General features: G+C 73.9%; 19 protein-coding genes and 1 pseudogene. 12 read left to right on the forward strand and 8 right to left on the reverse strand.

The window, feature by feature from the left end; all coding sequences use genetic code 11:
* Positions 1-110: 110 nt before the first annotated feature.
* Positions 111-1412, forward strand: coding sequence for a serine hydrolase domain-containing protein (locus tag BJF86_RS13350; RefSeq protein ID WP_075819659.1), 1302 nt, complete (start codon positions 111-113; stop codon positions 1410-1412).
* Positions 1413-1445: 33 nt separating this feature from the next.
* Here the strand turns inward: BJF86_RS13350 and BJF86_RS13355 are convergent, their stop codons facing one another.
* The gene (locus BJF86_RS13355; RefSeq protein WP_075819661.1) at positions 1446-1883 is read right to left on the reverse strand and encodes a hypothetical protein; all 438 of its coding nucleotides are present in this window, start codon (positions 1881-1883) and stop codon (positions 1446-1448) included.
* Between the two features lie 86 nt (positions 1884-1969).
* On the opposite strand from BJF86_RS13355, the gene BJF86_RS13360 reads away from it, so the two are divergent.
* Entirely contained in the window at positions 1970-2902 is a 933-nt protein-coding gene (locus BJF86_RS13360) for an exodeoxyribonuclease III (protein WP_075819663.1), read from the forward strand.
* Between the two features lie 117 nt (positions 2903-3019).
* Here BJF86_RS13360 and BJF86_RS13365 read toward each other — a convergent pair whose 3' ends face one another.
* Positions 3020-4687, reverse strand: coding sequence for an NAD(P)/FAD-dependent oxidoreductase (locus tag BJF86_RS13365; RefSeq protein WP_075819665.1), 1668 nt, complete (start codon positions 4685-4687; stop codon positions 3020-3022).
* 13 nt (positions 4688-4700) lie between these two features.
* Positions 4701-6551 (reverse strand): Na+/H+ antiporter, encoded by a 1851-nt coding sequence (locus BJF86_RS13370; RefSeq protein ID WP_075819667.1) that lies wholly within the window; start codon positions 6549-6551, stop codon positions 4701-4703.
* A 190-nt stretch (positions 6552-6741) separates the two neighbouring features.
* Here BJF86_RS13370 and BJF86_RS13375 point away from each other — a divergent pair, with 190 nt between their 5' ends.
* Genes BJF86_RS13375 through BJF86_RS13385 form a run of 3 tightly spaced genes read left to right on the forward strand, consistent with a single transcriptional unit; the run spans position 6742 to position 10293 of the window.
* Complete coding sequence (locus tag BJF86_RS13375; RefSeq protein ID WP_075819669.1) at positions 6742-8247, forward strand: MmgE/PrpD family protein; 1506 nt, start codon at positions 6742-6744, stop codon at positions 8245-8247.
* Positions 8244-9164, forward strand: coding sequence for a methylisocitrate lyase (gene prpB / locus BJF86_RS13380; RefSeq protein ID WP_083653096.1), 921 nt, complete (start codon positions 8244-8246; stop codon positions 9162-9164). Before BJF86_RS13375 ends, prpB begins: the two co-directional genes overlap by 4 nt.
* Before the next feature lie 13 nt (positions 9165-9177).
* Entirely contained in the window at positions 9178-10293 is a 1116-nt protein-coding gene (locus tag BJF86_RS13385; protein ID WP_075819671.1) for a bifunctional 2-methylcitrate synthase/citrate synthase, read from the forward strand.
* Between the two features lie 30 nt (positions 10294-10323).
* Here BJF86_RS13385 and BJF86_RS13390 read toward each other — a convergent pair whose 3' ends face one another.
* On the reverse strand, positions 10324-11316 hold the full coding sequence (locus BJF86_RS13390) for a 3,4-dioxygenase subunit beta (RefSeq protein WP_075819673.1): 993 nt from the start codon (positions 11314-11316) through the stop codon (positions 10324-10326).
* A gap of 158 nt (positions 11317-11474) precedes the next feature.
* Here BJF86_RS13390 and idi point away from each other — a divergent pair, with 158 nt between their 5' ends.
* Both idi and crtI read left to right on the forward strand, forming a co-directional pair.
* Positions 11475-13130, forward strand: coding sequence for an isopentenyl-diphosphate Delta-isomerase (gene idi / locus BJF86_RS13395; RefSeq protein ID WP_075819675.1), 1656 nt, complete (start codon positions 11475-11477; stop codon positions 13128-13130).
* Entirely contained in the window at positions 13127-14611 is a 1485-nt protein-coding gene (gene crtI, locus BJF86_RS13400; RefSeq protein WP_075819677.1) for a phytoene desaturase family protein, read from the forward strand. Before idi ends, crtI begins: the two co-directional genes overlap by 4 nt.
* 9 nt (positions 14612-14620) lie before the next feature.
* Here crtI and BJF86_RS13405 read toward each other — a convergent pair whose 3' ends face one another.
* Entirely contained in the window at positions 14621-15760 is a 1140-nt protein-coding gene (locus BJF86_RS13405; RefSeq protein WP_075819679.1) for a lycopene cyclase family protein, read from the reverse strand.
* Positions 15761-15805: 45 nt separating this feature from the next.
* On the opposite strand from BJF86_RS13405, the gene BJF86_RS13410 reads away from it, so the two are divergent.
* Complete coding sequence (locus BJF86_RS13410; protein WP_075819681.1) at positions 15806-16729, forward strand: phytoene/squalene synthase family protein; 924 nt, start codon at positions 15806-15808, stop codon at positions 16727-16729.
* A complete protein-coding gene (locus BJF86_RS13415; RefSeq protein WP_143553844.1) occupies positions 16726-17166 on the forward strand; it encodes a hypothetical protein in 441 nt (146 codons plus the stop codon). Before BJF86_RS13410 ends, BJF86_RS13415 begins: the two co-directional genes overlap by 4 nt.
* Here the strand turns inward: BJF86_RS13415 and BJF86_RS13420 are convergent.
* From BJF86_RS13420 to BJF86_RS13430, 3 genes are read right to left on the reverse strand one after another with little or no spacing between them, the layout of a single operon-like run.
* On the reverse strand, positions 17106-18350 hold the full coding sequence (locus BJF86_RS13420) for a cytochrome P450 (RefSeq protein WP_075819685.1): 1245 nt from the start codon (positions 18348-18350) through the stop codon (positions 17106-17108). The two genes, BJF86_RS13415 and BJF86_RS13420, sit on opposite strands and share 61 nt — an antisense overlap.
* Position 18351: 1 nt before the next feature.
* Positions 18352-19932: an FAD-dependent oxidoreductase gene (locus BJF86_RS13425; protein ID WP_075819687.1), complete on the reverse strand. Its 1581-nt coding sequence runs from the start codon at positions 19930-19932 to the stop codon at positions 18352-18354.
* On the reverse strand, positions 19929-20762 hold the full coding sequence (locus BJF86_RS13430; protein ID WP_075811614.1) for a methyltransferase domain-containing protein: 834 nt from the start codon (positions 20760-20762) through the stop codon (positions 19929-19931). Before BJF86_RS13430 ends, BJF86_RS13425 begins: the two co-directional genes overlap by 4 nt.
* A 140-nt stretch (positions 20763-20902) precedes the next feature.
* Between BJF86_RS13430 and BJF86_RS13435 the strand changes: the two are divergent.
* The 3 genes and pseudogenes from BJF86_RS13435 to BJF86_RS13445 form a co-directional block, all read left to right on the forward strand.
* Positions 20903-21790: pseudogene (locus BJF86_RS13435) on the forward strand (ABC transporter ATP-binding protein); the annotation flags it as partial.
* Positions 21791-21792: 2 nt separating this feature from the next.
* Entirely contained in the window at positions 21793-22959 is a 1167-nt protein-coding gene (locus tag BJF86_RS13440; protein ID WP_083653101.1) for an ABC transporter permease, read from the forward strand.
* On the forward strand, positions 22956-24119 hold the full coding sequence (locus tag BJF86_RS13445) for an ABC transporter permease (protein WP_075819688.1): 1164 nt from the start codon (positions 22956-22958) through the stop codon (positions 24117-24119). Before BJF86_RS13440 ends, BJF86_RS13445 begins: the two co-directional genes overlap by 4 nt.
* The last annotated feature ends 90 nt before the right edge of the window (positions 24120-24209 follow it).

Raw genomic sequence — 24209 nt, forward strand, 5'->3', positions numbered from 1 at the left:
CGCGATCTCCGTCCGTGGGAGGAGTGATCTCCTGCCACGGGCGGAGGCGCGGCGCCCCGGGTGGGGGCAGGGTGGGAGGTATCGGTTCAGCCACATCTGGGAGGGACACCATGCACCGACGCACCATCACCACCAGCATCGCCGCCCTGGCCCTGGCGGCCGTCCCCGCCGCGGCGGGAGCCGTGCCGGGCACGCAGGAGCAGCCGCAGCCCGACGCCCTGCCGGCGCCGGTGACGGTCGAGCCCGAGGACGAGCTGCGCCGGTCGATCCGCGAGGCAGCGGCGCAGGCCCAGCGGTCCACGGCGGCAGACCTGCCGGCGACGCAGGGGGTGCCCGGCACCGACCGGCTGCCCCGCTCCCTGCGCCCCGACCTGGACGCCGGGCTGGAGCAGCTCGTGGCCGACGGCGCCATCGGGGTGACCGCACGGGTGGACACCCCGACGCTGCGCTGGTCCGGCTCGGCCGGGACGCGGAGCCTGGACGGCGCCGCACCGGCGCTCGACCGCAGCCCGCTGCGCGTGGCGAGCAACACCAAGATGCTCGTCGCGACCCTCGTCATGCAGGAGGTGGAGGCGGGCACCTGGACCCTCGACACCCCGGTGGAGGAGGTGATCCCCGGCCTCTTCCCGGACCACCCCGAGGTCACGATCCGGCACCTGCTGAGCCATACCTCGGGTATGCCCCGGGGCACCGGCGAGCTCATCGCGCCGTACCTGGGGGACGACCCCGAGGACTGGGACGCCTTCGTCGCGGCGGTGAGCCGGGACTACACCGACGCCGAGCACATCGCCGCGGTCAACGCGCTCGAGTGGGAGCTGGAGCCGGGGGAGGGGTTCCTCTACTCCAACGCCGGCTACGTCGCGCTCGGGATGCTCCTGGAGGAGGCGACCGGCAGCGACGTCGGGACCCTCATCACCGAGCGGATCCGTCGGCCCGCAGGCATGGGCCAGACGCGCTACCCGGACGAGCCGGGGATGCAGGGCGCCGCCCTGCACGAGGCGATGTTCGTCGACGGACGGGGGTGGATCGGGCTGGAGACCTTCGACCCGGACGTCTTCCGCGCCTCGGGTGCCGCTGTCGCCACGGTCGAGGACCTGCAGGACCTGACCGGCTCCTTGATGTCCGGTGAGCTGCTCTCCCAGGAGAGCGTCGAGGCGATGGTCACCCCGTCCTCGGACACCATCATGAACTACGGGCTGGGGATGTACTCCATCCCTGACCCGTGCCGGCCCGGCGAGTTCCTCCACGGCCACGACGGCGGGTCGCTGGGCAGCCTCAGCCTGACCTTCACCTCACGGGACGGCGCGCGCCAGTTCTCGCTCGGCGTGACCGGGCGGGACCAGACGCTCGCGCAGGACGCGCTCTACGACCTCAACGATGCCCTGGTGCCGATGCTGCTCGCCACCTGCTGACACCACGACCGACCGGTCGTGCGGCATACCGGATCAGGGCCGCTCGTCGTCCCACTCGCCCTCGCGGACCTGCAGCGCCGCCTCCTCGGCCGGCTCGCCGGCCGAGTCCTCGGGGTGCGTCGTCGGCATCTCGGCGGGTCCGCCGAGCACGTCCTGGTCGGCGGGGATGGCGTCCGGGTCCTCGCCCCCGATCAGTTCGGTCTGCGGCTCCCGGGCGGTGTCCTCACCCCCGGTCTCGGGGCGGCCGTAGGAGGTGCCCTCCTCCGGCAGCTCCTGGGCGATCCGCTGGTCGATGGTCTCCTCGGCGCGGTCGTCGTCGGCGAACTCCGAGCTCACCGGTCGGCGGTCCGGCGGGCTCCAGGCGACGTCCGCGGTGGCGTCCGGCTCGTCGAGGTTGATCTCGGCCTCCGCCTCCTGCTCGGGGGTGTAGTCGCGGATGCCGCTCTCGTCCTCGTGGGGGTGTTCGCTCATAGGACTACGGTGCGCCCGCAGGTCGACGGACGCAAACCGTGCGGCCGGTCGGCGCAGACCGCTCGGCCGGCCCGTAGCATCGCGGGGTGCTCCGCGTCGCCTCGGTCAACGTCAACGGCATCCGGGCCGCGCGGCGGCGCGGGTTCGGCGACTGGCTGGCGCAGCGCGACTGCGACGTCGTGACGCTGCAGGAGGTCCGGTGCCGGGTCGAGGACCTGCCCGAGGACGCCTTCGGCGGCTACCACGTCGCCTACGACCCGGGGTCGATCCCCGGTCGCAACGGGGTCGCCGTCCTCACCCGCAGCCGCCCCGCCGCGGTCCGCACCTGGGGAGCCGAGGTGCTCCTGCGCGGACCCGGCGACCGACAGACCGGCCTCGTCGCCGCCGACGCACCCGGCACCCTCGCGCGCGGGATCTCCCGGTATGCCGGTGAGGGCCGCTACGTCGAGGTCGACGTCGAGCTGGCCGACGCGGCGGTGACGGTGGCCAGTCTCTACCTGCCCAAAGGAGGCCTGCCCGCCGAGCTGCAGCAGCCGGGGAGGATGCGGGACGAGCCCGACGGCGGCGCGAGGTATGCCCGCAAGATGCACTTCCTCGACGCCTTCGCCCGGCAGCTCTCGCGCTCGCGCCGGGCGGCCCGCGCCCGCGGCCGGGAGTTCCTGCTCACCGGCGACCTCAACCTCGCGCACACCCGGCTCGACGTGGCCTCCTGGCGCCGCAACCAGCAGTCCGAGGGCTTCCTCCCGCAGGAGCGGGCGTGGCTGGACGCCCAGCTCTCGCCGCGCACCCTCGTCGACGTCGTCCGCCGCCTGCACCCGGGCGTCGAGGGGCCCTACACCTGGTGGTCCTGGCTCGGGCAGGCGTATGCCCGGGACGCCGGGTGGCGGATCGACCACCAGCTCGCGACGCCCGGCCTGGCGCGCCGCGCCGTCTCGGCGGTCGTCGACCGGGAGCACCGGGGGGTCCGGCTCAGCGACCACGCTCCGGTCGTGGTCGACTACGCCCGGCCTCTCGGCTGAGCGCCAGGCCGCCAGCCGCCAGCGCGAGCGCGGCCGTGGCGACGACGGCGACGGCGACGGACGTCGGTCATCATCCTGGCGGGCGCGGTGGTCGAGCACCCCGGACGACGGCGTGCCTCAGCGCCGCTGCTCGTCCAGGTAACCGTGGACCAGCGAGACGACCGAGGCGCCTTCGCCGGTGGCGGAGGCGACCCGCTTCATGCTGCCGGCCCGGACGTCCCCGGCGGCGAAGATCCCGGGCACGCTGGTGGTCTGCGGCGCCGGCGGCAGGTCCTCGAGCCACTGCTCCTGCGGCACCTGTCGCCCGGTGAGCACGAAGCCGCGCTCGTCGAGGGCCAGCTCCGGCGGCAGCCAGTCGCAGTGCGGCTCGGCGCCGATGAGCAGGAAGAGCCCGCCGACCTCGATCCGCTGGCGGTGCTCTGTGTCCGTGTGCTCGAGCTCCAGCCACTCCAACCGGTCATCGCCCCCTCCGTCGACGACCTGTGCCCGGCCGTAGACAGTGATCCGGGGGTTCGCGTCCAGCTCCTGGATCAGGTATGCCGACATCGTCGAGCTGAGGTCGTCGCGCCGGACCACGACGCTCACCGACCGGGCGAAGCGGGCCAGGTGCACGGCCGCCTGCCCGGCCGAGTTGCCGCCGCCCACGACCACGACGTCCCGGCCTTCCATCTCACGGGCGGCCGCCATGGCCGCCCCGTAGTGGACCCCGCGACCGACGAGCTCCTCCAGCGACTCGATGCCGAGGCGGCGGTACTCCACCCCGGTCGCGATGACGACGGCCCGCGCGAGGACGTCGCCGCCCTCGGTGACCACCCGGTGCGGCGCCCCGTCGGCGCCCGGCACCAGCTCGACGGCCGGCCACCCGGTGTAGAACTGCGTGCCGAAGCGGATCGCCTGCAGCCGCGCGCGCTGGCCGAGGCGCATACCGGAGATGCCCCGGGGGAAGCCGAGGTAGTTGCGGATCATCGAGCTCGTCCCCGCCTGGCCGCCGATGGCCTCGGACTCCAGCACCACGGTCCGCAGCCCCTCGCTGGAGGCGTAGACCGCCGCCGCGAGCCCGGCGGGTCCGGCGCCCACGACCACGACATCGGCGACCTGGTCCTGCTCGATCTCGTCGGGGCGGCCGTAGAGCCGGGTCGCCATGTCGCGGACGGAGGAGACCGGGCCGACCTGGTCGAAGGTCGCGACGACGGGCCATGCCGGGGTCCCGTCGGCCTCCATCCGGGCGAGCACCTGCTGCCCGACCTCGCTGTCCGGCGCGTGCACCCCGGTCGGTGCCCCGACCCGGGTGAGGTACTCCAGCAGCTGGTTGGTGAGCGCGTCCCGCTCGGGGGTGATGATCTGCGTCGACTCCACCTCGGGCGTCGCGACCGTGGCGTTCCAGTCGTTGAGCAGCTCACCGACGGCGACGTGGAACTCCTCGTCCCGCTTGCCCCGCGGCAGCAGCATGAAGGCGTCGATGGCCCCGTTGGCGACCGGCGTCCGCATCTCCACCGCGCCCTGCCGGAAGTGGTCCCAGTGCGAGACCGCCATCCGCCGCGCGGTGGGCACCAGGAGGCGCAGCTTGGCCAGCACGTGCTCGGTCTCGACCCCGGAGACCGGGTGGTCGACGACGAGCAGCGCCACCGGTATGCCGTCGGCCACCATCGTGCCGAGCAGCTGCTTCGCGGCGAGCGGGGTGCTGGTGGGGATGACGGCGTACTCGCCGCTGTAGCGCGCGAACTGCGACAGCAGCGTGTCGAGGTGGCTCTCCGAGAGCACGACGATGGAGGGAGTGTGGGTCACCCGGCCAGACTAGTCAGGTCGCGAGGTGGTGCACGTAGCACCAGCGCCAGCTCTCGCCCGGCTCGGCGGACTGCATGACCGGGTGCCCGGTCTCGTGGAAGTGGGCGCTGGCGTGCTGGCCGGCGGAGCTGTCGCAGCAGCCGACGTGGCCGCACTCCCGGCACTGGCGCAGGGCCACGACCTCCAGCCCCTCCTGTGCGCAGAGCTCGCAGCGCGGCTCCGGGGCGGCCGGTCCGATCGGGTAGGCCCGCAGCTCGGGACACTGCAGGTGCCCGTCGCTGCCGGTGGCCCGGATGTCCTCCCGGGCGCTGGCCGAGGAGTCGATCATCGACTCCTCCAGGTCGAGCATGCCCAGCACCTGACGCACCACGGGCGAGGGGACCTTCCCCTTGGCGCGGATGTGCAGGATGCGCTCGCGCTCGGCCTCGATCATCGCCCGGCGCAGCTCGGCGTAGGCGTCCGAGGGCGTCTGCCGACCCTCGGTCGTCGAGAGCTGCTCCCAGGCCGCGAAGGTGCGCTGGTCCAGGCGCTGGCGGATCGTGCGGGCCACCTCCACGGTGTCCGTCGTCTCCAGCTCCTCCAGCCGCGCCAGCCCTGCGGTCGCCGCCTGCTGCAGCAGCGTGGCCCGGGCCAGGGCATCGTCGGCCGGGTCCGGCGGGCGCACCCCGAGCAGGCGGGTCAGGGCCGGCAGGGTCAGCCCCTGCAGCAGCAGCGTGCCCGCCACCACGGTGAGGGCGACGAGCAGCAGCAGGTCGCGGTAGGGCGTGTCGACGGGGAGGATGAAGGCCGCCGCCAAGGTGACGACGCCACGCATTCCGGCCCAGCCGATGAGCGTGGTCTGTGCCGCGCCGGCGGGCTCGTGCCGGTCCCCGAGCCGGCTGCCCAACAGCGGCCGGGTGAGGTGCACCCAGGCGAGCCGCACCGCGATGACCGTGGCGAGCACCGCGACCGGCACGAGGACGATCGTCCCGACGGACAGGTCGCTGCCCGAGAGGTCCTCCACGATCCACCGCGCCTGGAGCCCGATGAGGAGGAAGACGACGTTCTCCAGCAGGAAGGAGATGGTGCGCCAGGTCGTGCTCTCGGTGATGCGCCCCTGCGCGCTCTGCAGGGTCGAGGACCGGTGGCTCAGCAGCAGCCCGGCGACGACGACGCCGATGACGCCGGAGGCGTGGATCTCCTCGGCCAGCAGGTAGGCCGCGAACGGGGTGATGAAGGAGACCGCCGTGTCGAGCAGCGGGTCGTGCAGCCGTCGCCGCACCCAGGCGACGACCCAGTAGACGAGCAGCCCGACGAGCACGCCGCCCCCGGCCGCCAGCAGGAAGTCGCCGGCGACCCCGCCGGCGCTCACGCCTCCGGCCATCGCGGCGATCGAGGTGCGCAGGGCCACGAGGGCGGTCGCGTCGTTGAGGAGCGACTCGCCCTCGAGCACCGAGACGACCCGGCGGGGCAGGCCGATCCGCCGGCCCACGGCGGTCGCCGCCACGGCGTCGGGGGGCGCGACGACCGCGCCGATCGCGAGCGCGACCGGCCAGCCGACGTCCGGCAGCAGCGCCCGGACGACGACGGCGACCGCCACCATCGTCACCAGCACGGCGGCGACCGAGAGCAGCATGATCGGTCGAAGGTTGGCCTTCATGTCGACCAGCGAGGTCGACAGCGAGGCGGTGTAGAGCAGCGGCGGCAGCAGCCCGATGAGCACGATCTCAGGCTCGAGGGGGATCTCCGGCACCCCCGGCACGAAGGACAGCGCGATCCCGACGACGGTCAGCAGCAGCGGCGCCGGGGCGCCCAGGCGCTCGGACAACGCCTCGCCCGCGATCACGACGACCGCGAGCAGCACGAGCAGGATGGCGATCTCCACCGGCTCATTCTCCCCCACGCCCGGCGGGCGGCCCCCGTCGAGGTCGGTGCCGCGCCGGCCGTCCTGCTGCCTTGACCCCACGGCACCGACTGCGGGTGGCTAGCCTGGGGACCGATCCACCGGCCGTGTGGTCGCACGCCCGCGCCGCGCCCGGTCCGACACCGACGTCCAGCCCCACGGAGGAGACCCGATGATCACGCACGACGTGCGCGTCCACCCCAGCGCCGACGAGCTGGCCCGCGAGGACCAGCTCGCCTGGAAGATCGCGGAGGTCGCCGCCGACCCGGTCGCCGTGGAGGCCGAGGTCGCCGACATGGCGATCAACCGGGTCATCGACAACGCCTCGGTCGCGCTCGCCTCGGTCAACCGGCGCCCCGCGGTCGTGGCGCGAGACCAGGCGCTCGCCCACCGGCACACCCCTGCCGACGGCGCGCAGGGTGCGGCGATCTTCGGGGACCCGGAGGCGCGGGTCTCCCCGGAGTGGGCGGCCTGGGCCAACGGCACCGCGGTCCGCGAGCTGGACTACCACGACACCTTCCTCGCCGCGGAGTACTCCCATCCCGGCGACAACATCCCGCCGATCCTGGCGGTAGCCCAGCACGTCGGCGCCGACGGTGCGAGCCTGCTGCGGGCGCTCGCGACCGGATACGAGATCCAGGTCGACCTGGTCCGTGCGATCAGCTTGCACGCGCACAAGATCGACCACGTCGCCCACCTCGGCCCGTCCGCAGCGGCCGGCCTCGGGACCCTGCTCGGGGCGCCGACCGAGGTGACCTACCAGGCGATCGGCCAGGCGTTGCACACGACGACCGCGACCCGGCAGTCGCGCAAGGGCGAGATCTCCAGCTGGAAGGCGTATGCCCCGGCCTACGCCGGCAAGGCTGCGATCGAGGCCTTCGACCGGGCGGTGCGGGGTGAGGGTGCGCCGGCGCCGATCTACGAGGGCGAGGACGGCGTCATCGCCTGGATGCTGGACGGCAAGGAGGCGCACTACCAGGTGCCGCTGCCCGGCCCGGGCGAGCCCAAGCGGGCGATCCTGCGGACCTACACCAAGGAGTACTCCGCGGAGTACCAGAGCCAGGCGCTCATCGACCTCGCGGTGCGGCTGCGCGAGCAGGTGCCGGACCTGTCGCAGGTCGAGTCGGTCCTCATCCAGACCAGCCACCACACGCACTACGTCATCGGCACCGGCGCCAACGACCCGCAGAAGATGGACCCGAAGGCGTCGCGGGAGACCCTGGACCACTCGATCATGTACATCTTCGCGGTGGCCCTCGAGGACGGGACCTGGCACCACGTCGACTCCTACACCCCCGAGCGCGCCGGCCGGCCCTCGACCGTCGAGCTGTGGCACAAGATCAGCACGGTGGAGGACCCCCGCTGGACCGAGGCCTACCACGCGGCCGAGCCGGCCTTCGGCGGTCGGGTCGAGATCACGCTCCAGGACGGCACGGTCGTCGCCGACGAGCTCGCGGTCGCGGACGCGCACCCGGCGGGGGCACGGCCCTTCGCCCGGGACCAGTACGTCGCGAAGTTCCGCACCCTCGCCGAGGGCGTGGCCAGCAAGGCCGAGCAGGACCGCTTCCTCGAGGTCGTCTCCGGGCTGGCGGACCTGCCCGCGGGGCGGCTGCACGAGCTCAACGTCGTCGCCGACGCCCTCACCCTCGAGGTCGGGCCGCAGGGGATCTTCCGGTGAGCGGCGACCAGGCCACCGAGGGCGTGCTCGCCCCGACCCGGCGCCGCCAGGCCTTCCGTGCCGGTCTCTCCTCCGGGCGGATCCAGCGGTATGTCGGCGCGTTCACGCCGCTGTCCGTGCCGCTCATCGAGCAGGCCGGCTTCGAGGGCGTCTACATCTCTGGCTCGGTCCTCGCGGCCGAGCGCGGGCTGCCCGACATCGGGCTGACCACGGCCAGCGAGGTGATCGACCGCGGCCAGGAGATCGCGGGCATGACCTCGCTGCCGGCCATGATCGACGCCGACACCGGCTTCGGCGAGCCCAGCAACGTCGCCCGCACCATCACCGGCCTGGAGCGCGCGGGCCTGGCCGGGGCGCACCTGGAGGACCAGGTCAACCCCAAGCGCTGCGGCCACCTCGACGGCAAGCAGGTCGTGAGCACCGAGGAGATGCTGCGGCGCGTCCGGGCCGCCGTGGTGGCGCGCACCGACCCGGAGTTCGTCCTGTGCGCCCGCACCGACGCCCGCGCGGTCGAGGGCTTCGACGCCGCGCTGGATCGGGCGAGGGCCTACGCCGACGCCGGGGCCGACCTCATCTTCCCCGAGGCCCTCAAGGACCTCTCGGAGTTCGAGGCCTTCGCGCAGGCCCTCGACGTGCCCATCCTGGCCAACATGACCGAGTTCGGGCAGAGCGAGCTGTTCACCACGACCCAGCTCGCGGACGCCGGCGTGTCCATGGTCATCTACCCGGTGACCCTGCAGCGCCTGGCGATGGGGGCGATCGAGGCCTCGCTCGCCACGATCGCGCACGAGGGCACCCAGAGCGACCTCGTCCCGCAGATGCAGACCCGCGCGCGCCTCTACGAGGTGCTGCGGTATGCCGACTACAGCAGCTTCGACGCCGACATCTTCGACTTCGCCGTCCCCGGCGAGCAGTGAGGAAGGACCCACCATGACCGAGACCACCATCCACCGCGGCCTCGCCGGCGTCGTCGTCGACGAGACCTCCGTCTCCAAGGTCGACGCGGAGACCAGCACCCTCATCTACCGCGGCTACCCGGTGCAGGACCTCGCGGCGCAGTGCTCCTTCGAGGAGGTGGCCTGGCTGCTGTGGCACGGCGAGCTGCCGACCGAGGACGAGCTGGCCACCTTCACGGAGACCGAGCGCGGCCTGCGCGCCGTCCCGGACGAGCTGGTCGAGGTCCTGCGCGGGCTCCCCGAGGACTGCCATCCGATGGACACGGTGCGCACGGCCGTGAGCTGGCTCGGGGCGCGTGACCCGCGCTCGGAGTCCGACGACCCGGAGGACACCCTGGCGGTGTCCGTGGCGCTCTTCGCCCAGCTCCCCACCATCGTCGCGATCGAGCAGCGCCGCCGCCGGGGCCAGGAGCCGATCGCGCCCGACCCGTCGCTGGGCTACTCGGAGAACTTCCTGGCGATGACCTTCGGCGAGGCCCCCGACGAGGCCACGGTCACCGCCTTCGAGACCTCGATGACGCTGTATGCCGAGCACTCCTTCAACGCCTCGACCTTCACCGCCCGCGTGGTCACCTCCACCCTCTCCGACGTCTACAGCGCCGTCACCGCGGCCATCGGCGCGCTCAAGGGTCCGTTGCACGGCGGCGCCAACGAGGCGGTCATGCACATGCTCGCCGAGGTCGGCGACGCCGACAACGCCGAGGCGTGGCTGGACACCGCGCTGGCGGAGAAGCGCAAGATCATGGGCTTCGGCCACCGGGTCTACAAGACCGGTGACTCGCGGGTGCCGACGATGGACGCCGCGCTGCGCACCTTCGCGGGCGACGACCACGCCGACCTGCTGGCGACCTATGACCGGCTCAAGGACGCCATGCTCGAGCGCAAGAACATCCACCCCAACCTCGACTACCCGGCGGGGCCGACCTACCACCTCATGGGCTTCGACATCCCGATGTTCACGCCGCTGTTCGTCATGGCCCGGATCACCGGGTGGACGGCGCACATCCGCGAGCAGCAGGGCGCCAACGCCCTCATCCGCCCGCTGAGCGAGTACGTCGGGGCGCAGAAGCGGGAGCTTCCGCAGCGCTGAGCCAGCGGGGCGGGCTCAGTCTCCTGGGGCTCAGCCCCCCGCCGGGGGCTCGGGCGGCTCGCCGCCCTGGCCGCCACCGCGGCCGCCCATCTCCCCACTGCTCGCGGCAGTGGTCGTGTCGATGGGGACGGTGAGGCGCACGACATACCCCGCGTCCGTGTCGCCGGAGACCGTGGCGAGCTGGTGCACGCCCCCGTCGTCGCCGAAGACGTTGTCGCTGGCCAGGGTGAGCTGCCCGAGGTTCTCGGTCGACCCGTCGTAGCCGCTGGTCGCGTAGACCGCCTCCGACATGCCCTGGGGCAGCGCCACCTGCGAGGTGCAGATGTTGGTCGTGGAGTCGACGATGCTCGCCTCGTCCGGATAGACCTCGACGTGGATATGCGGCCACCGGCCGGCGTAGCACCCGGGCACGATGCTGGTGAAGGTCACCACACCCGCGTCGTCGGTGACCTGCACACCGCGCAGGAAGTTCTCGTCCTCCACGCCGGAGGAATACATCGAGTAGAGCCCGCTGTCGGTGCAGTGCCAGACGTAGACCGCGGCGCCGGTCATGGGGCCGCCGCCGCCCGCGATGTCGAGGATGGTCAGCTCCAGCCTCATCGGTATGCCGCTCGCCGTCCCCCCGGCGGAGTCGCCGAAGCTGCTGGTCAGGTCGGAGCGGACGACGCCGCTCTGCTCGAGCACGTCGGCGCCGTTGGAGCCGTCGCCGGGGTAGGGACCCGCGGTCTCGTCGGGGATCTCGGTGAGGTCGGCGGTGCTGGTCGCGGCCGCGTCGTCCCCGGTGGCGGCGGAGGTGGCCGCCGCGGCCTCCGAGGTGGCGCTCGAGGAGGCCGCGGTCGAGCCGGTGCCCGCCGGGGCGCAGGCGGCCAGCGTGCCGGCCGCACCGAGCCCGAGCAGGCCCAGCGCCCGGCGGCGGCTGAGCAGCGTGCCGACGTCGAAGGCCAGGCCCTGGTCCTCGAGGTCGTCGTCGGGGCGGGGCAGGGCGCGCCCCTCGTAGGTGCGTGGCTGGGTCCTGGGGGTCACGGCGCTCTCCTCGGTGTGGGGTGGCGTCCACGCTAGGGACGCCTCGTAGCACCCACCCGTGCCCGGGCTGTGAGCCTGTTGTGGACCCGCGACGCGCGCCCGCGTGATGTGCGATCTACGCTTGTCCTCTGGGATTCACCGACCGCAAGGGAGCTCAGATGACCGACGTGGTCCAGGACCTGGTCGTGCTCGTGGACGAGGACGGCCGCGCCCTCGGCACGGCCCCACGGCAGGACGTGCATACCGCGTCGACCCCACGGCACCGTGCTTTCTCGCTCTACCTCTTCGACGAGGGGGGGCGGGTTCTGCTCACCCGGCGGGCGCTGTCCAAGCGGACCTGGCCGGGCGTCTGGACCAACGCCTGCTGTGGCCACCCCCGGCCGGACGAGCCCGACGGGGCCGCGGTGCGCCGGCGGCTGCAGGAGGAGCTGGGCGTCGACGTCACCGACCTCCAGCTCGCCCTGCCCACGTTCGCCTACCGCGCGACGGACGCGAGCGGGATCGTCGAGAACGAGGTCTGCCCGGTCTTCGCCGGACGGGTGAGCGGCGAGCTCCTCCCGGACCCGGCGGAGGTGGCCGAGCACCTCTGGGTCGAGTGGGACGACCTGGTCGCGGGCGTGCGCGCCCTCCCCGGGGTCTACAGCCCGTGGGCGGCCGAGCAGGTGCCCCTGCTGGAGTCCGAGCGGCTCCGGCTGCCGCTGCGACCGGGGTCCCCGACGGATGCTCGGGCCACGGGTGGCGCGGAAGCGCGCGGCACCCTCGACCGGGTCGAGGCGCTCATCGGGGACGAGTGCTCCTGGACCGACCAGATGTGGTCGACCCTCGCCCCGAGCGGGCCGGTCGACCTGATCGCCGACGAGCCGGGCGACCTGCCGAGCTGGCTGCGCGCCGTGCTCACCCACGGCGGCAAGCGACTGCGGCCGCGCATGGGCCATTGGGGCTTCGTCGCCGCCGGGGGGCGCCTCGGCTCCCGCTGCCACGACGACCTCGTGCGGGCGGCCGCCGCCCTGGAGATGCTCCACGCCTTCGCGCTCATCCACGACGACGTCATGGACCAGTCGTCCACCCGGCGGGGCGCGCCTGCCGCCCACGTCGTGGCGGCGGAGATGCACCGGCAGGGCGGTGGTCAGGGGCGCGCGGAGCGGTTCGGCGAGAACATCGCGATCCTCCTCGGTGACCTCGCGCACTCCCTGGCCGACCGCCTCGTGAACCCCCTCCCGAGCACGATGCGCGACTACTGGTACGAGCTGAACCTGGAGCTCATCGCCGGGCAGCGCGGCGACCTGACCGGCTCCGCGGCGGGCCGGCGGGACCTGGCCCACGCCGAGGCCGTCGCGGCCCTGAAGTCCGGCGCCTACACCATCGAGCGACCGCTGCAGCTCGGCTCGCTGGCCGCCGTCGCCGACGGGGAGCAGCGCGAGGCGCTCTCGGCCTACGGTCGGCACCTGGGCCGCGCCTTCGCCTGGCGCGACGACATCCTCGGGGTGTGGGGCGAGCCGGAGCGGACGGGCAAGCCCAGCGGCGACGACCTGCGCGAGGGCAAGACCACGCTCATCTGGGTGCTGGGGTCCGAGCGGCTGACCGGTGCGGCGGCCGACGCGATGGCCCGGGTCGGCACCGACCAGGCCCGCGCCGAGGACGTCGCGGTGCTGCAGGACGCCCTGGAGTCGGCCGGCGTCCGGCAGGACCTGGAGACGAGGATCCGCGAGGAGGTCGAGGCCGCCGAGGCGGCGCTCCGGCCGGGCCTGCTCACCGAGGAGGGCATCGCCGGTCTGCGCGACGAGGCCCGCGCGATCGCCTGGAGGGACGCATGAGTCACATCGTCGTCGTCGGGGCAGGCCTCGCCGGTCTGGCCGCAGCCTGCCACCTGGTCGGGGACGGGCACCGGGTCACCGTCGTCGAGCGCGAGGACGTCCCGGGCGGGCGGGCCGGCCGGCTCACCCAGGACGGCTTCACCTTCGACACCGGGCCGACCGTGCTGACGATGCCCGACCTCATCGACCGACCCCTGCGTGCCGCCGGGTCGAGCCTCGCGGAGCGGCTGGAGCTGAGGCTCCTGGACCCGGCATACCGCGGCTTCTTCGCCGACGGGTCCACGCTCGACGTCCGCCACGGCCACGCCGGGATGCGCGAGGAGATCCACCGCGAGTGCGGCAGCGTCGACGCCGCGGCCTTCGACGAGTTCGTCGGCTGGCTGCGCCGGCTCTACCTCGCCGAGATGCCGCACTTCATCGACCGCAACTTCGACCGCCCCACCGACCTGCTGGCCCGCCCCCGCGCCGCCGCGCAGCTGCTGGGCATGGGTGGCTTCGGCCGGCTCGGCCCGATGATCCGCCGCCGCTTCTCCGACGAGCGGCTGCACCGGCTCTTCTCCTTCCAGGCGATGTATGCCGGGCTCGCCCCGGACGACGCGCTGTCGATCTACGCGGTCATCACCTACATGGACTCCATCGAGGGCGTCTTCTTCCCGCGCGGCGGGATGCGCGCGGTCCCCGACGCGCTCGCCGGGGCCGCGGCCGACGCCGGTGCGCAGTTCCGCTACGGCACCTCGGTGACCTCGCTGCTGCGCGACTCGGCGGGTCGGGTGCGCGGCGTGGCCACCGACGACGGCGAGCACGTCGCCGCCGACGCGGTGGTGGCCACCGTGGACCTGCCCAGCGTCTACCGCTGGTGGCTCCCGGACGTGCGCCCACCGCGTGCCGTGAGCGGGCTGCTGGGCGGGCGCTACTCGCCCTCCTGCGTGGTGTGGCACGTCGGGGTCGAGGGCGTGCCCGAGGGCAAGGGGCACCACAACATCCACTTCGGGCACGAGTGGTCTGGCGCCTTCGACGACCTGCTGAAGCGGGGCACCCTCATGGGCGACCCCTCCCGGCTGGTGACCGTGCACTCGCTCGACGACGAGGAGGCCGCCCCGGAGGGCCACAGCACGCTCTACGTCCTGGAGCCGACGCCCAACCTCGAGGTCGGCTCGGTCGACTGGGAGCGGGAGTCGACCCGCGACATGATGCGCGAGCGGCTGCTGACCTTCCTCGACGAGGCGGGCTACCCCACCGGTGTCGTCACCGAGCAGCTCGTCACCCCGGCGGACTGGCAGGCGCAGGGCATGGCCGCCGGGACGCCGTTCGCGCTGGCCCACACCTTCCCGCAGACCGGACCGTTCCGGCCGAACAACATCGACCGGCGGGTGCCCGGCCTCGTCTTCGCCGGCTCAGGCACGGTGCCCGGTGTCGGGGTGCCGATGGTCCTCCCCTCCGGCCGGCTCGCGGCCGAGCGGGTGCGTCAGCTCGTCGGCTGACAGCAGTCGTCACCGGCCGAGGCGCAGGCCCTCCCACGGTGCGCCGAAGGTGGCGCGCACCAGCTCGACGCGGCCGTGCCCGGGCATCGCGGAGAACATCTGCCACATGGCGCCCAGCAGCTCCGGGGCACCGCTGGTGCGGGACATGAAGGCGCGCTGCCGGTGCGGCTCGAGCCGGCCGAAGGCCTCGAAGAGCTCGAGCGTGCCGTCGGCGTCCAGCCGCAGCAGTGCCCGCAACCCGAGCTCGCGCACCACGTCGGCCGGCCCGGCCACGTCGACCTGGTGCGGTCGCTCCCCGGCGGCGAGCTGCGCGGCGAGGGTGCGGGCGCGGGCCAGCGAGGACGCGACCGAGTAGCCGGTGACGGGGTGCCCCCCGCGTCCCGCCACGCCCAGGGCCACCGTGCCGTCGGGGGCGGGCGCGTCGCGTCCGCGCATCGGGATGCGCACCACCTCGCGGCTCCGCGGTTCGTCCAGGGCGTCCATCGCGACGCCCCGGGCCCGCAACCGGTGCTGCAGCCGGTCCCGGAGCTCGGCGACGGGCATACCGGGTGCTGCCGCCAGGCAGGTCTCCTCCAGCAGCACCTCCTGCGGCCCGAGCGGGATGGCGTAGAGGAAGGTCGGGACCCCGCCGGGGCGGGGGTGGGGCGACCAGTCGGTGCGCCAGTCCATGAGCAGCGCCTCGGCCCCGTCCAGGGCCGGGACGGCCACCTCACTCGGGACCACGACGCCGTAGGCCGTCTGCGCGGCGGCGGGGTCGTCCGGCACGTGACCCGCGGGCCGAGCGCCCCGGGCGTCGACCACCACCCGGGCCCGCCCGCGCAGACCCGTCATCTCCACATCCGTCAGACGGGCCCGCTCGACGGTGGCTCCTTCCAGCGGCAGGGTCCGCTGCAGCTCGGCGTTGTCCAGCACCACGTAGGCCCGGTCCAACCGGTGCGGGCCCCGGCTGCGCAGCTCGGGCTGCGCGACGCGGTGCCGGACGACCGCCGGGGGGAGGTGGGTCAGCTCGTCCTCCCAGACGCCGTAGGTCGGACGCCACACCGCATCGGGGCGGGGGTCGACCGCCAGCACGTCCAGCCCCCGGTCCACGCAGTGGGACGCGAGCGCGCGCCCGGCCGGCCCCAGGCCGACGATCGCGACGTCGTGCACCGCCTCACCTCCGTCCCCGAGCCTATCCGCCGGTAGGCTGAGGACATGGCGCGACGGGGCACGGAGGCTGCGGACCCGGTCCTGGCGGAGGGCTACGCGGAGTGCGAGCGGCTGACCCGTCGACACGGCACGACCTACTACTGGGGTGCCCGCCTGCTGCCGCCCGGGCAACGCGTCGACGTCTACGCCGTGTATGCCCTGTGCCGGCTGGCCGACGACATCGTCGACGAGCCTGAGACGGTCCGGGTCCCGGTGCCACCCGACCCCGACCCGGGGGTCAGGCTGCGCCGCTTCGAGGAGCTGTTCACCTCGGCGCTGGCGCAGGGGGGATCGAGCGACCCGGTGATGGCGGCCGTGGCGGACAGCCTGCGCCGGCGCGGCACCGACCCCGAGTGCTTCGACCGTTTCTTCCGGGCGATGGAGCTCGACCTCACCCGCGAGACGTGGGCCAGCTGGGAGGAGCTGCGGGACGGCTACATGGAGGGCTCGGCCGCGGTCATCGGCGAGATGATGCTGCCGGTCCTCGAGCCCACCACCCCGGCGGCGAAGGCCCCCGCGCGCTCCCTGGGGCTCGCCTTCCAGCTCACCAACTTCCTGCGCGACGTCGGCGAGGACCTCGACCGCGGGAGGGTCTACCTCCCCCAGGACGATCTCGCGCGGCACGGCGCCGACCCGCACCAGCGAGCCGTGACGCCGGCCTGGCGGGCGATGATGGCCGAGCAGATCGCCCGCAACCGGGAGCTCTACGCCGACGCCTCTCGCGGCGTCGCCATGCTGCCGCCCCGGGGCGCCCGGTGCGTGGCCACCGCGCTGCGGATGTACTCCCTCATCCTGGACCGGATCGAGGCGGCCGACTACGACGTCTTCACCGCGCGCCGCCGGGTGCCCCGGCGGACGAAGGTGGCGATCCTGACAGACGTGCTGGCCCGCGGTCCGCTGCACCGCCTCCCCGGCCCGGTGGGGGCGTGAGCCGGATGGCGCTGCGCCTGCCCGCAGGGATGCCGCACCCGCACCTCGTCGTGCTGCGCACGCTCGCGACGCTGGCGCTGAGCGCCGTCGTCGCCCAGGCCGGCTGGGCAGCGGCCTTCCTCGGCGGGCAGGGTCAGTACGTCGGCTACCACCGCGTCGGGGCCTGGGTGACCGCAGGCGTCGTGGTGGGGACGGCGGTCGGCTACCTGGTGCTGCGGCGGTCAGCCGGTCCGGTCAACCTCTCCCTCGCCCTGCTCCTGGCGCTCGCGGTCGTCGTGCAGGTCACGCTGGGACGTGCCGGGGCCGCCTCGGCGCACATCTTCCTGGGGGTGCTCATCGCCATGGTGGCGACCGCGCTCACCTCCTGGACGTATCGTCACTCGCTGCCGGACGGTGAGGACGACCCGGTCGACAGGTCGAGCCCGCGCAGCCAGTAGCCCTCGATGAGGTGGTCCCAGCCGAGCTCGGGCTGCTGCGCGACGCGGGGCCGGTGCGCCAGGAGCCGCACCAGCAACGCGTCCGTCTCGAGCAGGGCCAGCGGCTGACCAGGGCACTTGTGCTCGCCGTCACCGAAGGCCAGTCCCGACCCGCCCGTGCCGCGGGGCATCGCCCGGCCCGGGCACAGGCCCATCGGTGTCGCACCGACGGCCTCTTCGTCGGTGTTGGTGGCGCGGACGCAGACGTCGACGAGGTCGCCGGCCGGGATCGTCCAGGTGTCGTCCCCGTCACGGATCTCGACCGGCTCCTGCACCCGGCGGTAGAGGTGGCCCACCACCGGCTCCAGCCGGATGATCTCCTCGAGCATCTCGAGCCGGGCGGGCTGGTCCGCGGCGAGATAGGTCTCCAGCAGGTCGGGGTCCTCCAGCAGGTGCCAGGCGGCCATGACGATGAACTCCCGCGTGGTGACCATCCCCGCCGTCCCGTAGGTGACGCACTCCACGAGGATGCTGGCGGGGCTGTAGCCCTCCGCCAGCAGGTGGCTGACGATGTCGGTCCGGGGGGTGCGGCGCCGGGACCGCACGGCCGGCCGCACGTCGGACCACCAGAAGCGCAGCACGGGCCACAACCCGTTGCGCGCGGCCCGGGCCCAGTCCCGGCGGGAGCGGCCCAGGTCGGCCCGGGTGATGTCGAAGGGCGGCTGGTTGAAGAAGCTCACCAGGCGGCGTGACATCGCGGGGACCGGGGACTCGGTCAGGCCGACCAGCTCGGCCGTCACCTCGACGGTGTAGTGCAGCGCGGCCTCGTCCAGCCGCACCCGACCCTGCTCGAGGAAGGTCGCCACGAGCCGGTCGGCGCACCGGGCCATCGTGGCGCCGTAGCGGTCGGCGACCACCGCAGGGGCCAGGAACCGGGCGACCTTGCGGCGTTGCTCGTCGTGCTGCGGCCCGTCGGAGACGAGGATCGGGTGGTGCTCCAGGCGGCCGCGCGGGATCGCCTCGGCCGTGAAGCCCGCCTGCGTGGTGCGGTGGCGTGCCCGCAGCAGCTGGCGGGCCGGCCCCAGCGCGCGTAGCCGCCAGACGGTGCTGACACCCTGCTGTCCGCCGGCGTCGACCCGCTCGACCCGCGGGCGGGTGGCCTCGTCGGGCCGCTGCGCCCGGCGGGCGTCCGGCCCCGGGCTCACCTCACGCCACCGTCCGGCCCGGCCGGCGTCTCAGCAGTCCCTGGAGCGGCACGGTCCAGAGGTCCTCGCCCCGGACGCCCCACCCGGAGAGCAGCTCGTTCGCCGCCAGCACCCCGGTGACCGCCGCGCGCTCCATGAGGGCGATGGGCCACGCGGTGCGCAGGCCGTCACCGGCGAGCACGAGCCCGGGGTAGGGGGTGTCCACCGTGAGCCGGTCCCGCCACGGCCCGGTGCCGACCAGCCCGCAGTCGTCCTCGACCAGGAGCTCCTCGTGCAGCACGACCGCGTCCGCGGTCTCGGGGTAGACCTGGTGCAGGGAGCTGACCAGCCGCTCCCGGACGGCCTGCTCGTCCAGCCCGCAGCGTCCCTGCCCGGCGACACCCTCGTCCCGTGCCGGGTCGACGGCATACCCGTGCAGCTCCACGACCGAGCCGGCGTGCTCCTGCGCCCAGACCTCCGCGCCGCGCTCGAAACGCTCCAGGACCGTGATGTTGTCCAGCAGGTCGTAGCCGCTGGTCCCGAGGAAGGCCTCACGACCGGCCTCGACCGGGCGGTCCAGCCACAGCCGCAGCACGGCGAAGGGTGGCGCGTTGCGCCCGGCCGCGACGCGCTCGTGCCAGGAACGGGTCGCCTCGTCCGTCGTCGCCGCCGACGCGGCCCACGGCTGCACCAGGTGCCGGGTCGCGCGGGGGTCGGTCGCGAGCACGACCGCGTCGGCGGTATGCCGCTCGCCCGCCACCTCGACGTCCCAGCCGCCTTCCGGCCGCTGCTCCAGCGCGTCCACCCGCTCCCCGGTCCGCACCTGCGCACCGTGCTGCTCGAGGTAGCGGCGCAGGGGCGCCCAGAGGGCGGTGTCGTAGTCGTCGTCGGGCACGTCGAAGAGCAGGCCCTCGGAGGAGCCGGTGAAGTAGGTGTGGAACATCCCGACGAGCTCGCCGGCGCCGAACTCCGAGGGGTGGGCGAAGAAGGACCGCGCGAAGACCTCCAGCGCCAGGTGGCGGGCGCCCTCCGGGAAGCGCAGCCGGTCCAGGAAGTCGGCCGCGGACTCACCGTCGTAGCGCTCGTGGCTCTCCGGGTAGGACGTGCTGATGAGCTCCAGCGCGCTCGGCAGGTGCACGTCGGCGAGCCCGGTGACGGGGAAGGTGGGGCTGCGCAGCACGAAGGCCGCCAGGTTGGCGGGGGGTGAGGCCGGCAGGGCGGCGAAGCTGTCGGTGAGCCCGTCGCCGCGGCGCAGCGGGTAGTCGGGTACGGGCACGAGCCGCTCACCCCGCGGGTCGACCCGCCGCAGCAGCGCCCGCAGGGTGTAGTACTGCCGGAAGAAGGCGTGGAAGCCGCGCGACATGGTGCGCCCGTCGCCCACCGGCCAGGACCTGACCCGTCCGCCGAGGCTCTCCTGCGCCTCGACCAGGGTGACCCGCGCGCCGCGCTCGACGAGCGTCACGGCGGCGGCGATCCCGGCGATGCCACCTCCCACGACGACCACGTCCTGGTCCGTCGTCAGCCGGGCCGCACCCGGGGCGGCGCGGTGCAGCTGAGCGCGGCGGTCCCGTCCCGGCACGAGGCCCGGGCGCGTGCCGCTCACGAGAGCCCTCCCTCCTGCTGCGGGCGACGGGCCAGCAGGGTGTGCAGGATCCCGCGCTGCCAGCCACCGGCCGTGCTCCAGGACAGGTCCACGAAGCCCGCGCGCCGGACCCGGTCCTCCAGGACGGCGGTGCTGTCGTTGTCGAGCACGCTGCGCCACAGGTAGCGGTAGATGGCCGGATGACCACGTGTCACGGTCGCGAGCGGCGTCACCGCCCCTCGGCAGACAGCGGTCCAGGTGCGTTCGGCCCGGGCGTCCCCGGCCACGTGGTAGTCCTGGAGCGCGACCCATCCGCCGGGACGCACCTGCTCCAGGACCGAGCGCAGCACCGCGTCCCGCTGCTCCTCGGGCACGTTGCGCAGGAGGTATGCCGCGAAGGCGCCGTCCGCCGGGCGACCTAGCTCCTGGGCGGCGATGGCGGGCAGCTGCTGCGCGGTGGCGTGCACGAAACTCACCCCGGCGGGCCAGTCCTTCTCCCGCGCCTGCCGCAGCATGCCAGCCGAGGCGTCCAGCCCGACGATCCTGACCTGCGGGCCGGTGGAGCGAAGGAGGGCCTGCGTGGACAGGCCCGAGCCGCAGCCGAGGTCCCACAGGGTCAGGGGCGCCTGGTCGGCGCTGCTGAGCGTGGTGCCGGGGACCTCGAGCCGCGAGACGAGCCCACGGGCCGCGAGCCGTAGGGCACGGTGGTAGCCCGGGTTGAGCCGGGTCAGCAGGTCGTAGCGCGGGGCCGCCCGGTCGAAGGCCTCGTCGAGCTGGTCGACCTCATCCTCCTGCGGTGACGTCGGGCTGCCGGTGACGCTGGGCGAGGGCGGGTCGTTGAGGCGGTCCACAGCACCAGCGTAGGTGAGGGTAGGTCCTGACCAGCAGGGGACAGATGTCATGGCGCCTCCGGAGGGTCGCGCCCTAGCGTGGCGCCATGATCGATCCCGTGCTTCGCGTGACCGGCCTGCGACGCTGCTTCGGCACGCACGTCGCGGTCGACGACATCAGCCTCGACATCAGGCCCGGTGAGACCTTGGGGCTGCTCGGCCCGAACGGCGCCGGCAAGACGACCACCATCTCGATGATCGTCGGGCTCCTCGTCCCGGACGCGGGTTCGGTCGAGGTGGCCGGCGTGAGCATGGGCGGGCACCCCATCCGGGCCAAGCGGAGCATCGGGTTGGTGCCCCAGGACCTGGCGATCTATCCCGAGCTGTCCGCGCGCGACAACCTGCTCTACTTCGGTCGGCTCCAGGGGTTGTCCGGCGCCCGCCTCAAGGAGCGTGTGGCCCACGTCCTGGAGGTGGTGGGTCTCGGCGACCGCTCGCGGGGGCCGAGCAAAACCTTCTCCGGGGGCATGAAGCGCCGGCTCAACATCGCCGTCGGGCTCCTGCACGAGCCGGCGCTGCTCGTGCTGGACGAGCCGACCGTGGGCGTCGACCCGCAGTCGCGGCACGCGATCCTCACCTCCGTGGAGCAGCTGTCCACCGCGGGGATGGCAGTCCTGTACACGACGCACTACATGGAGGAGGCAGAGCGGCTCTGCGACCGGATCGCGATCGTCGACGACGGTGCGGTGCGGGCCGAGGGCACGCGGCAGGAGCTGGTCGACCTGGTCGGCGGAACCGACACGGTGATCTTGACCGGGAGCGGGCAGCTCGGGGAGGCCGCGCTCGCGCTCGCCTCGCTGCCCGTCGTCGACCAGGTGCACGAGAGCCCCACCGCGCTGCGTCTCGTGGTGCGGCGGGAGCCGGGGTCGATCAGCGACATCGTGGCCGCGGGGAGCGAGGCGGGGATGACGCTGTCCGACGTCGAGATCACCCGTCCCGACCTCGAGTCGGTCTTCCTCCACCTCACCGGCAAGGCCCTGCGGGACTGACCATGCGCCGACTCCTCGTCATGGTCGCGAGCGACCTGCGGCAGCAGGTGCTCGACAAGTCCTTCTTCATCTTCGGTCTGGCGGTCCCGCTGGCCCTCATGTGGGTGTTCTCCCTGATCTTCACCCCGCTCGCCGACGACCTCGACCCCGTCACGGTGGCGGTCAGCGCGCCCGCCGGTGACGACCTGGCCGCGGTCGTCCCGAGGACGCTGGAGGGGATCGACCCCGAGCAGCTGGAGGTGACGGTGCGTGACGTCGGCCCCGAGGAGGCCACCGAGCTCGTGGCCGACGGGCAGGCGGGTGCGGCCGTCGTCCTGCCGGACGGCTTCGGCCGGTCCCTCCGGGAGGGTCGGGCGCCGGAGGTGGTGGTGCACCGGCCGTCGGGCGCCGGCCTCGAGGCAGACGTCGTCACCAGCGTCGTCGACGGGGTGCTGGACCAGCTCACCGCCACCGCCCGGTCGGCGCGGGCCGCGGACGAGCTCGGGGTCGACCCGGAGCGTCTGGCGGCCGAGCTGCGGGGCACGAGCGGTCCCGCGGTGGTCTGGACCCCCGGCCGCACGGCCGACGAGCAGCTCAGCCCGGGAGGCTCGATCGTGGCGGGGCAGGCCGGCTTCTTCCTGCTCTTCACCGTCGGCTTCGGCGTGCTCGGGATCGTCGTGGAGCGGGAGTGGGGGACGCTGGCGCGTGTCCTCTCGACGCCGATACCCCGCTGGTGGGTGCCGCTCTCCAAGGGGTTGTCGAGCTGGGTGCTCGGGGTGGTCGCCACGCTCGCCCTCCTCACGGCCGGGTCGCTGCTCCTCGACGATGTGGACCTCGGCTCACCGCCCGTCGTGGCCGTGCTCGTGGCGGCGGTGGTGGCCGCCGCCACCTCGATCAGCTTCGTCGTGGTCCGGGTCGCCCGCACCGCGGAGCAGGCCGGGATCGCGCAGACCATCGTCGCGATCACGCTGGGGATGAGCGGTGGCGCCTTCTTCCGGGTGCCCTCGACCGGCACCCTCGGGCAGCTGCTCCAGGTCAACCCGGTGGCCGCGCTGGGGCGGGGTCTGGGGATCACGGCCGGTGGCGGTGGGGTGACGGCGCTCGGGCCCACCCTGCTCACGCTGCTCGTGTTCACCGCGGTGATGCTGCTGCTCGCGCGGGTCCTGCCCGGACGGAGGGAGCTGGCATGAGGGTGCTCACGATCGCGGCCGTCGAGCTCCGGCGGTTCTTCGCCGACCGCTCCAACCTCTTCTTCGTCTTCATCTTCCCGCTCGCGATGGTGGCCGTCATCGGGTGGCAGTTCGGCGGCGAGAGCCGTGGCGGGGCGGTCGCGGTGCACGCCGGGGACACCCCCGCCCGCGCGGCCCTGGTCGACCGGTGGGAGGAGGCCGACCTCGAGGTCACGCTGCTGGACGACGGCGCGCAGCTGCGGCAGCAGGTGGCGGCCGGTGACGTCGAGGTCGGGGTGCTCGTCCCGGCCGCGGCGGCCGAGGCCTACGACCGGGGAGAGCCGATGTCCCTGGAGATCGTGCAGGGCACGTCGTCCGCGGCCCCGGCCGTCGCCGAGGTGGTGCGCACCCAGGCGGAGACGGTGGCGGTCGAGGCGGCCCAGGTCGCCCTCGTCTCCCGGGTCGCCGAGCGCGACGCGGCGCAGGAGGCGCTGCGGGTCGCGACCCAGGCAATGCCGGCGCCACGGCTGCTGGTGCAGGAGCCGGAGGACCCGCTGGCCCAGGAGTTCGCCGGAGCGGGACGCTTCGGCACCGGGGCGGCGGGACAGCTGCTGCTCTTCGTCTTCCTCAGCACGCTCAGCGCGTCGGCCACCCTCATCAAGGCGCGACGTGACGGCGTCGTCCGCCGCACGATGAGTGCTCCGCTGACCGGGACGGAGGTGGTCGCCGGCCTGGCCCTCGGGCGGGTGGCGATCGCGCTGACGCAGGGCGGCTACATCATGGTCGCCAGCTCGCTCCTCTTCGGCGTGGACTGGGGACACCTCTGGTCCGCCCTGCTGGTCATGCTCGTCTTCGCCGTGGTCGCCGCGGGGGTGGCCCTCGTCATCGGCGTCCTGGTCGACTCCGAGGGTGCGGCCAGCGGGCTGTCGGTCGGTGCCGGGCTGGTGATCGGCGCGATCGGTGGGTGCATGGTGCCCCTCGAGCTCTACCCCGACCGGTTGCGCGCGCTGGCGCACCTCACCCCGCACGCGTGGGCCTACGACGCGCTCGCCGACATCCAGCGGCGCGGGGCGGCCGTGCCGGACGTCCTCCTCGAGCTGGGCGTCCTGGTCGCCATGGCCCTGCTCGTGCTCAGCCTGGCCACGCTCCTGCTCCGACGGAGCCTGGCCCGGGCGATGTGAGGCGCGAGGGCCCGGGGCCGCCGGTCGATCCCTGTAGGGTGGCGGTGCGCCACGGACGAGCACGAGGGGTCCGTCCGCCGGGTCACGGCC

It is taken from the genome of Serinicoccus sp. CNJ-927 (assembly GCF_001942435.1).
GTDB classification, from domain to species: Bacteria; Actinomycetota; Actinomycetes; order Actinomycetales; family Dermatophilaceae; genus Ornithinicoccus; species Ornithinicoccus marinus.

Excerpts from the sequence above, each read along its gene's own strand:
- BJF86_RS13350 (WP_075819659.1), top strand. The coding sequence starts at position 111 with ATGCACCGACGCACCATCACCACCAGCATCGCCGCCCTGGCCCTGGCG.
- BJF86_RS13355 (WP_075819661.1), bottom strand. The coding sequence starts at position 1,883 with ATGAGCGAACACCCCCACGAGGACGAGAGCGGCATCCGCGACTACACC.
- BJF86_RS13375 (WP_075819669.1), top strand. The coding sequence starts at position 6,742 with ATGATCACGCACGACGTGCGCGTCCACCCCAGCGCCGACGAGCTGGCC.
- BJF86_RS13385 (WP_075819671.1), top strand. The coding sequence starts at position 9,178 with ATGACCGAGACCACCATCCACCGCGGCCTCGCCGGCGTCGTCGTCGAC.
- idi (WP_075819675.1), top strand. The coding sequence starts at position 11,475 with ATGACCGACGTGGTCCAGGACCTGGTCGTGCTCGTGGACGAGGACGGC.
- crtI (WP_075819677.1), top strand. The coding sequence starts at position 13,127 with ATGAGTCACATCGTCGTCGTCGGGGCAGGCCTCGCCGGTCTGGCCGCA.
- BJF86_RS13410 (WP_075819681.1), top strand. The coding sequence starts at position 15,806 with ATGGCGCGACGGGGCACGGAGGCTGCGGACCCGGTCCTGGCGGAGGGC.
- BJF86_RS13440 (WP_083653101.1), top strand. The coding sequence starts at position 21,793 with ATGCGCCGACTCCTCGTCATGGTCGCGAGCGACCTGCGGCAGCAGGTG.
- BJF86_RS13445 (WP_075819688.1), top strand. The coding sequence starts at position 22,956 with ATGAGGGTGCTCACGATCGCGGCCGTCGAGCTCCGGCGGTTCTTCGCC.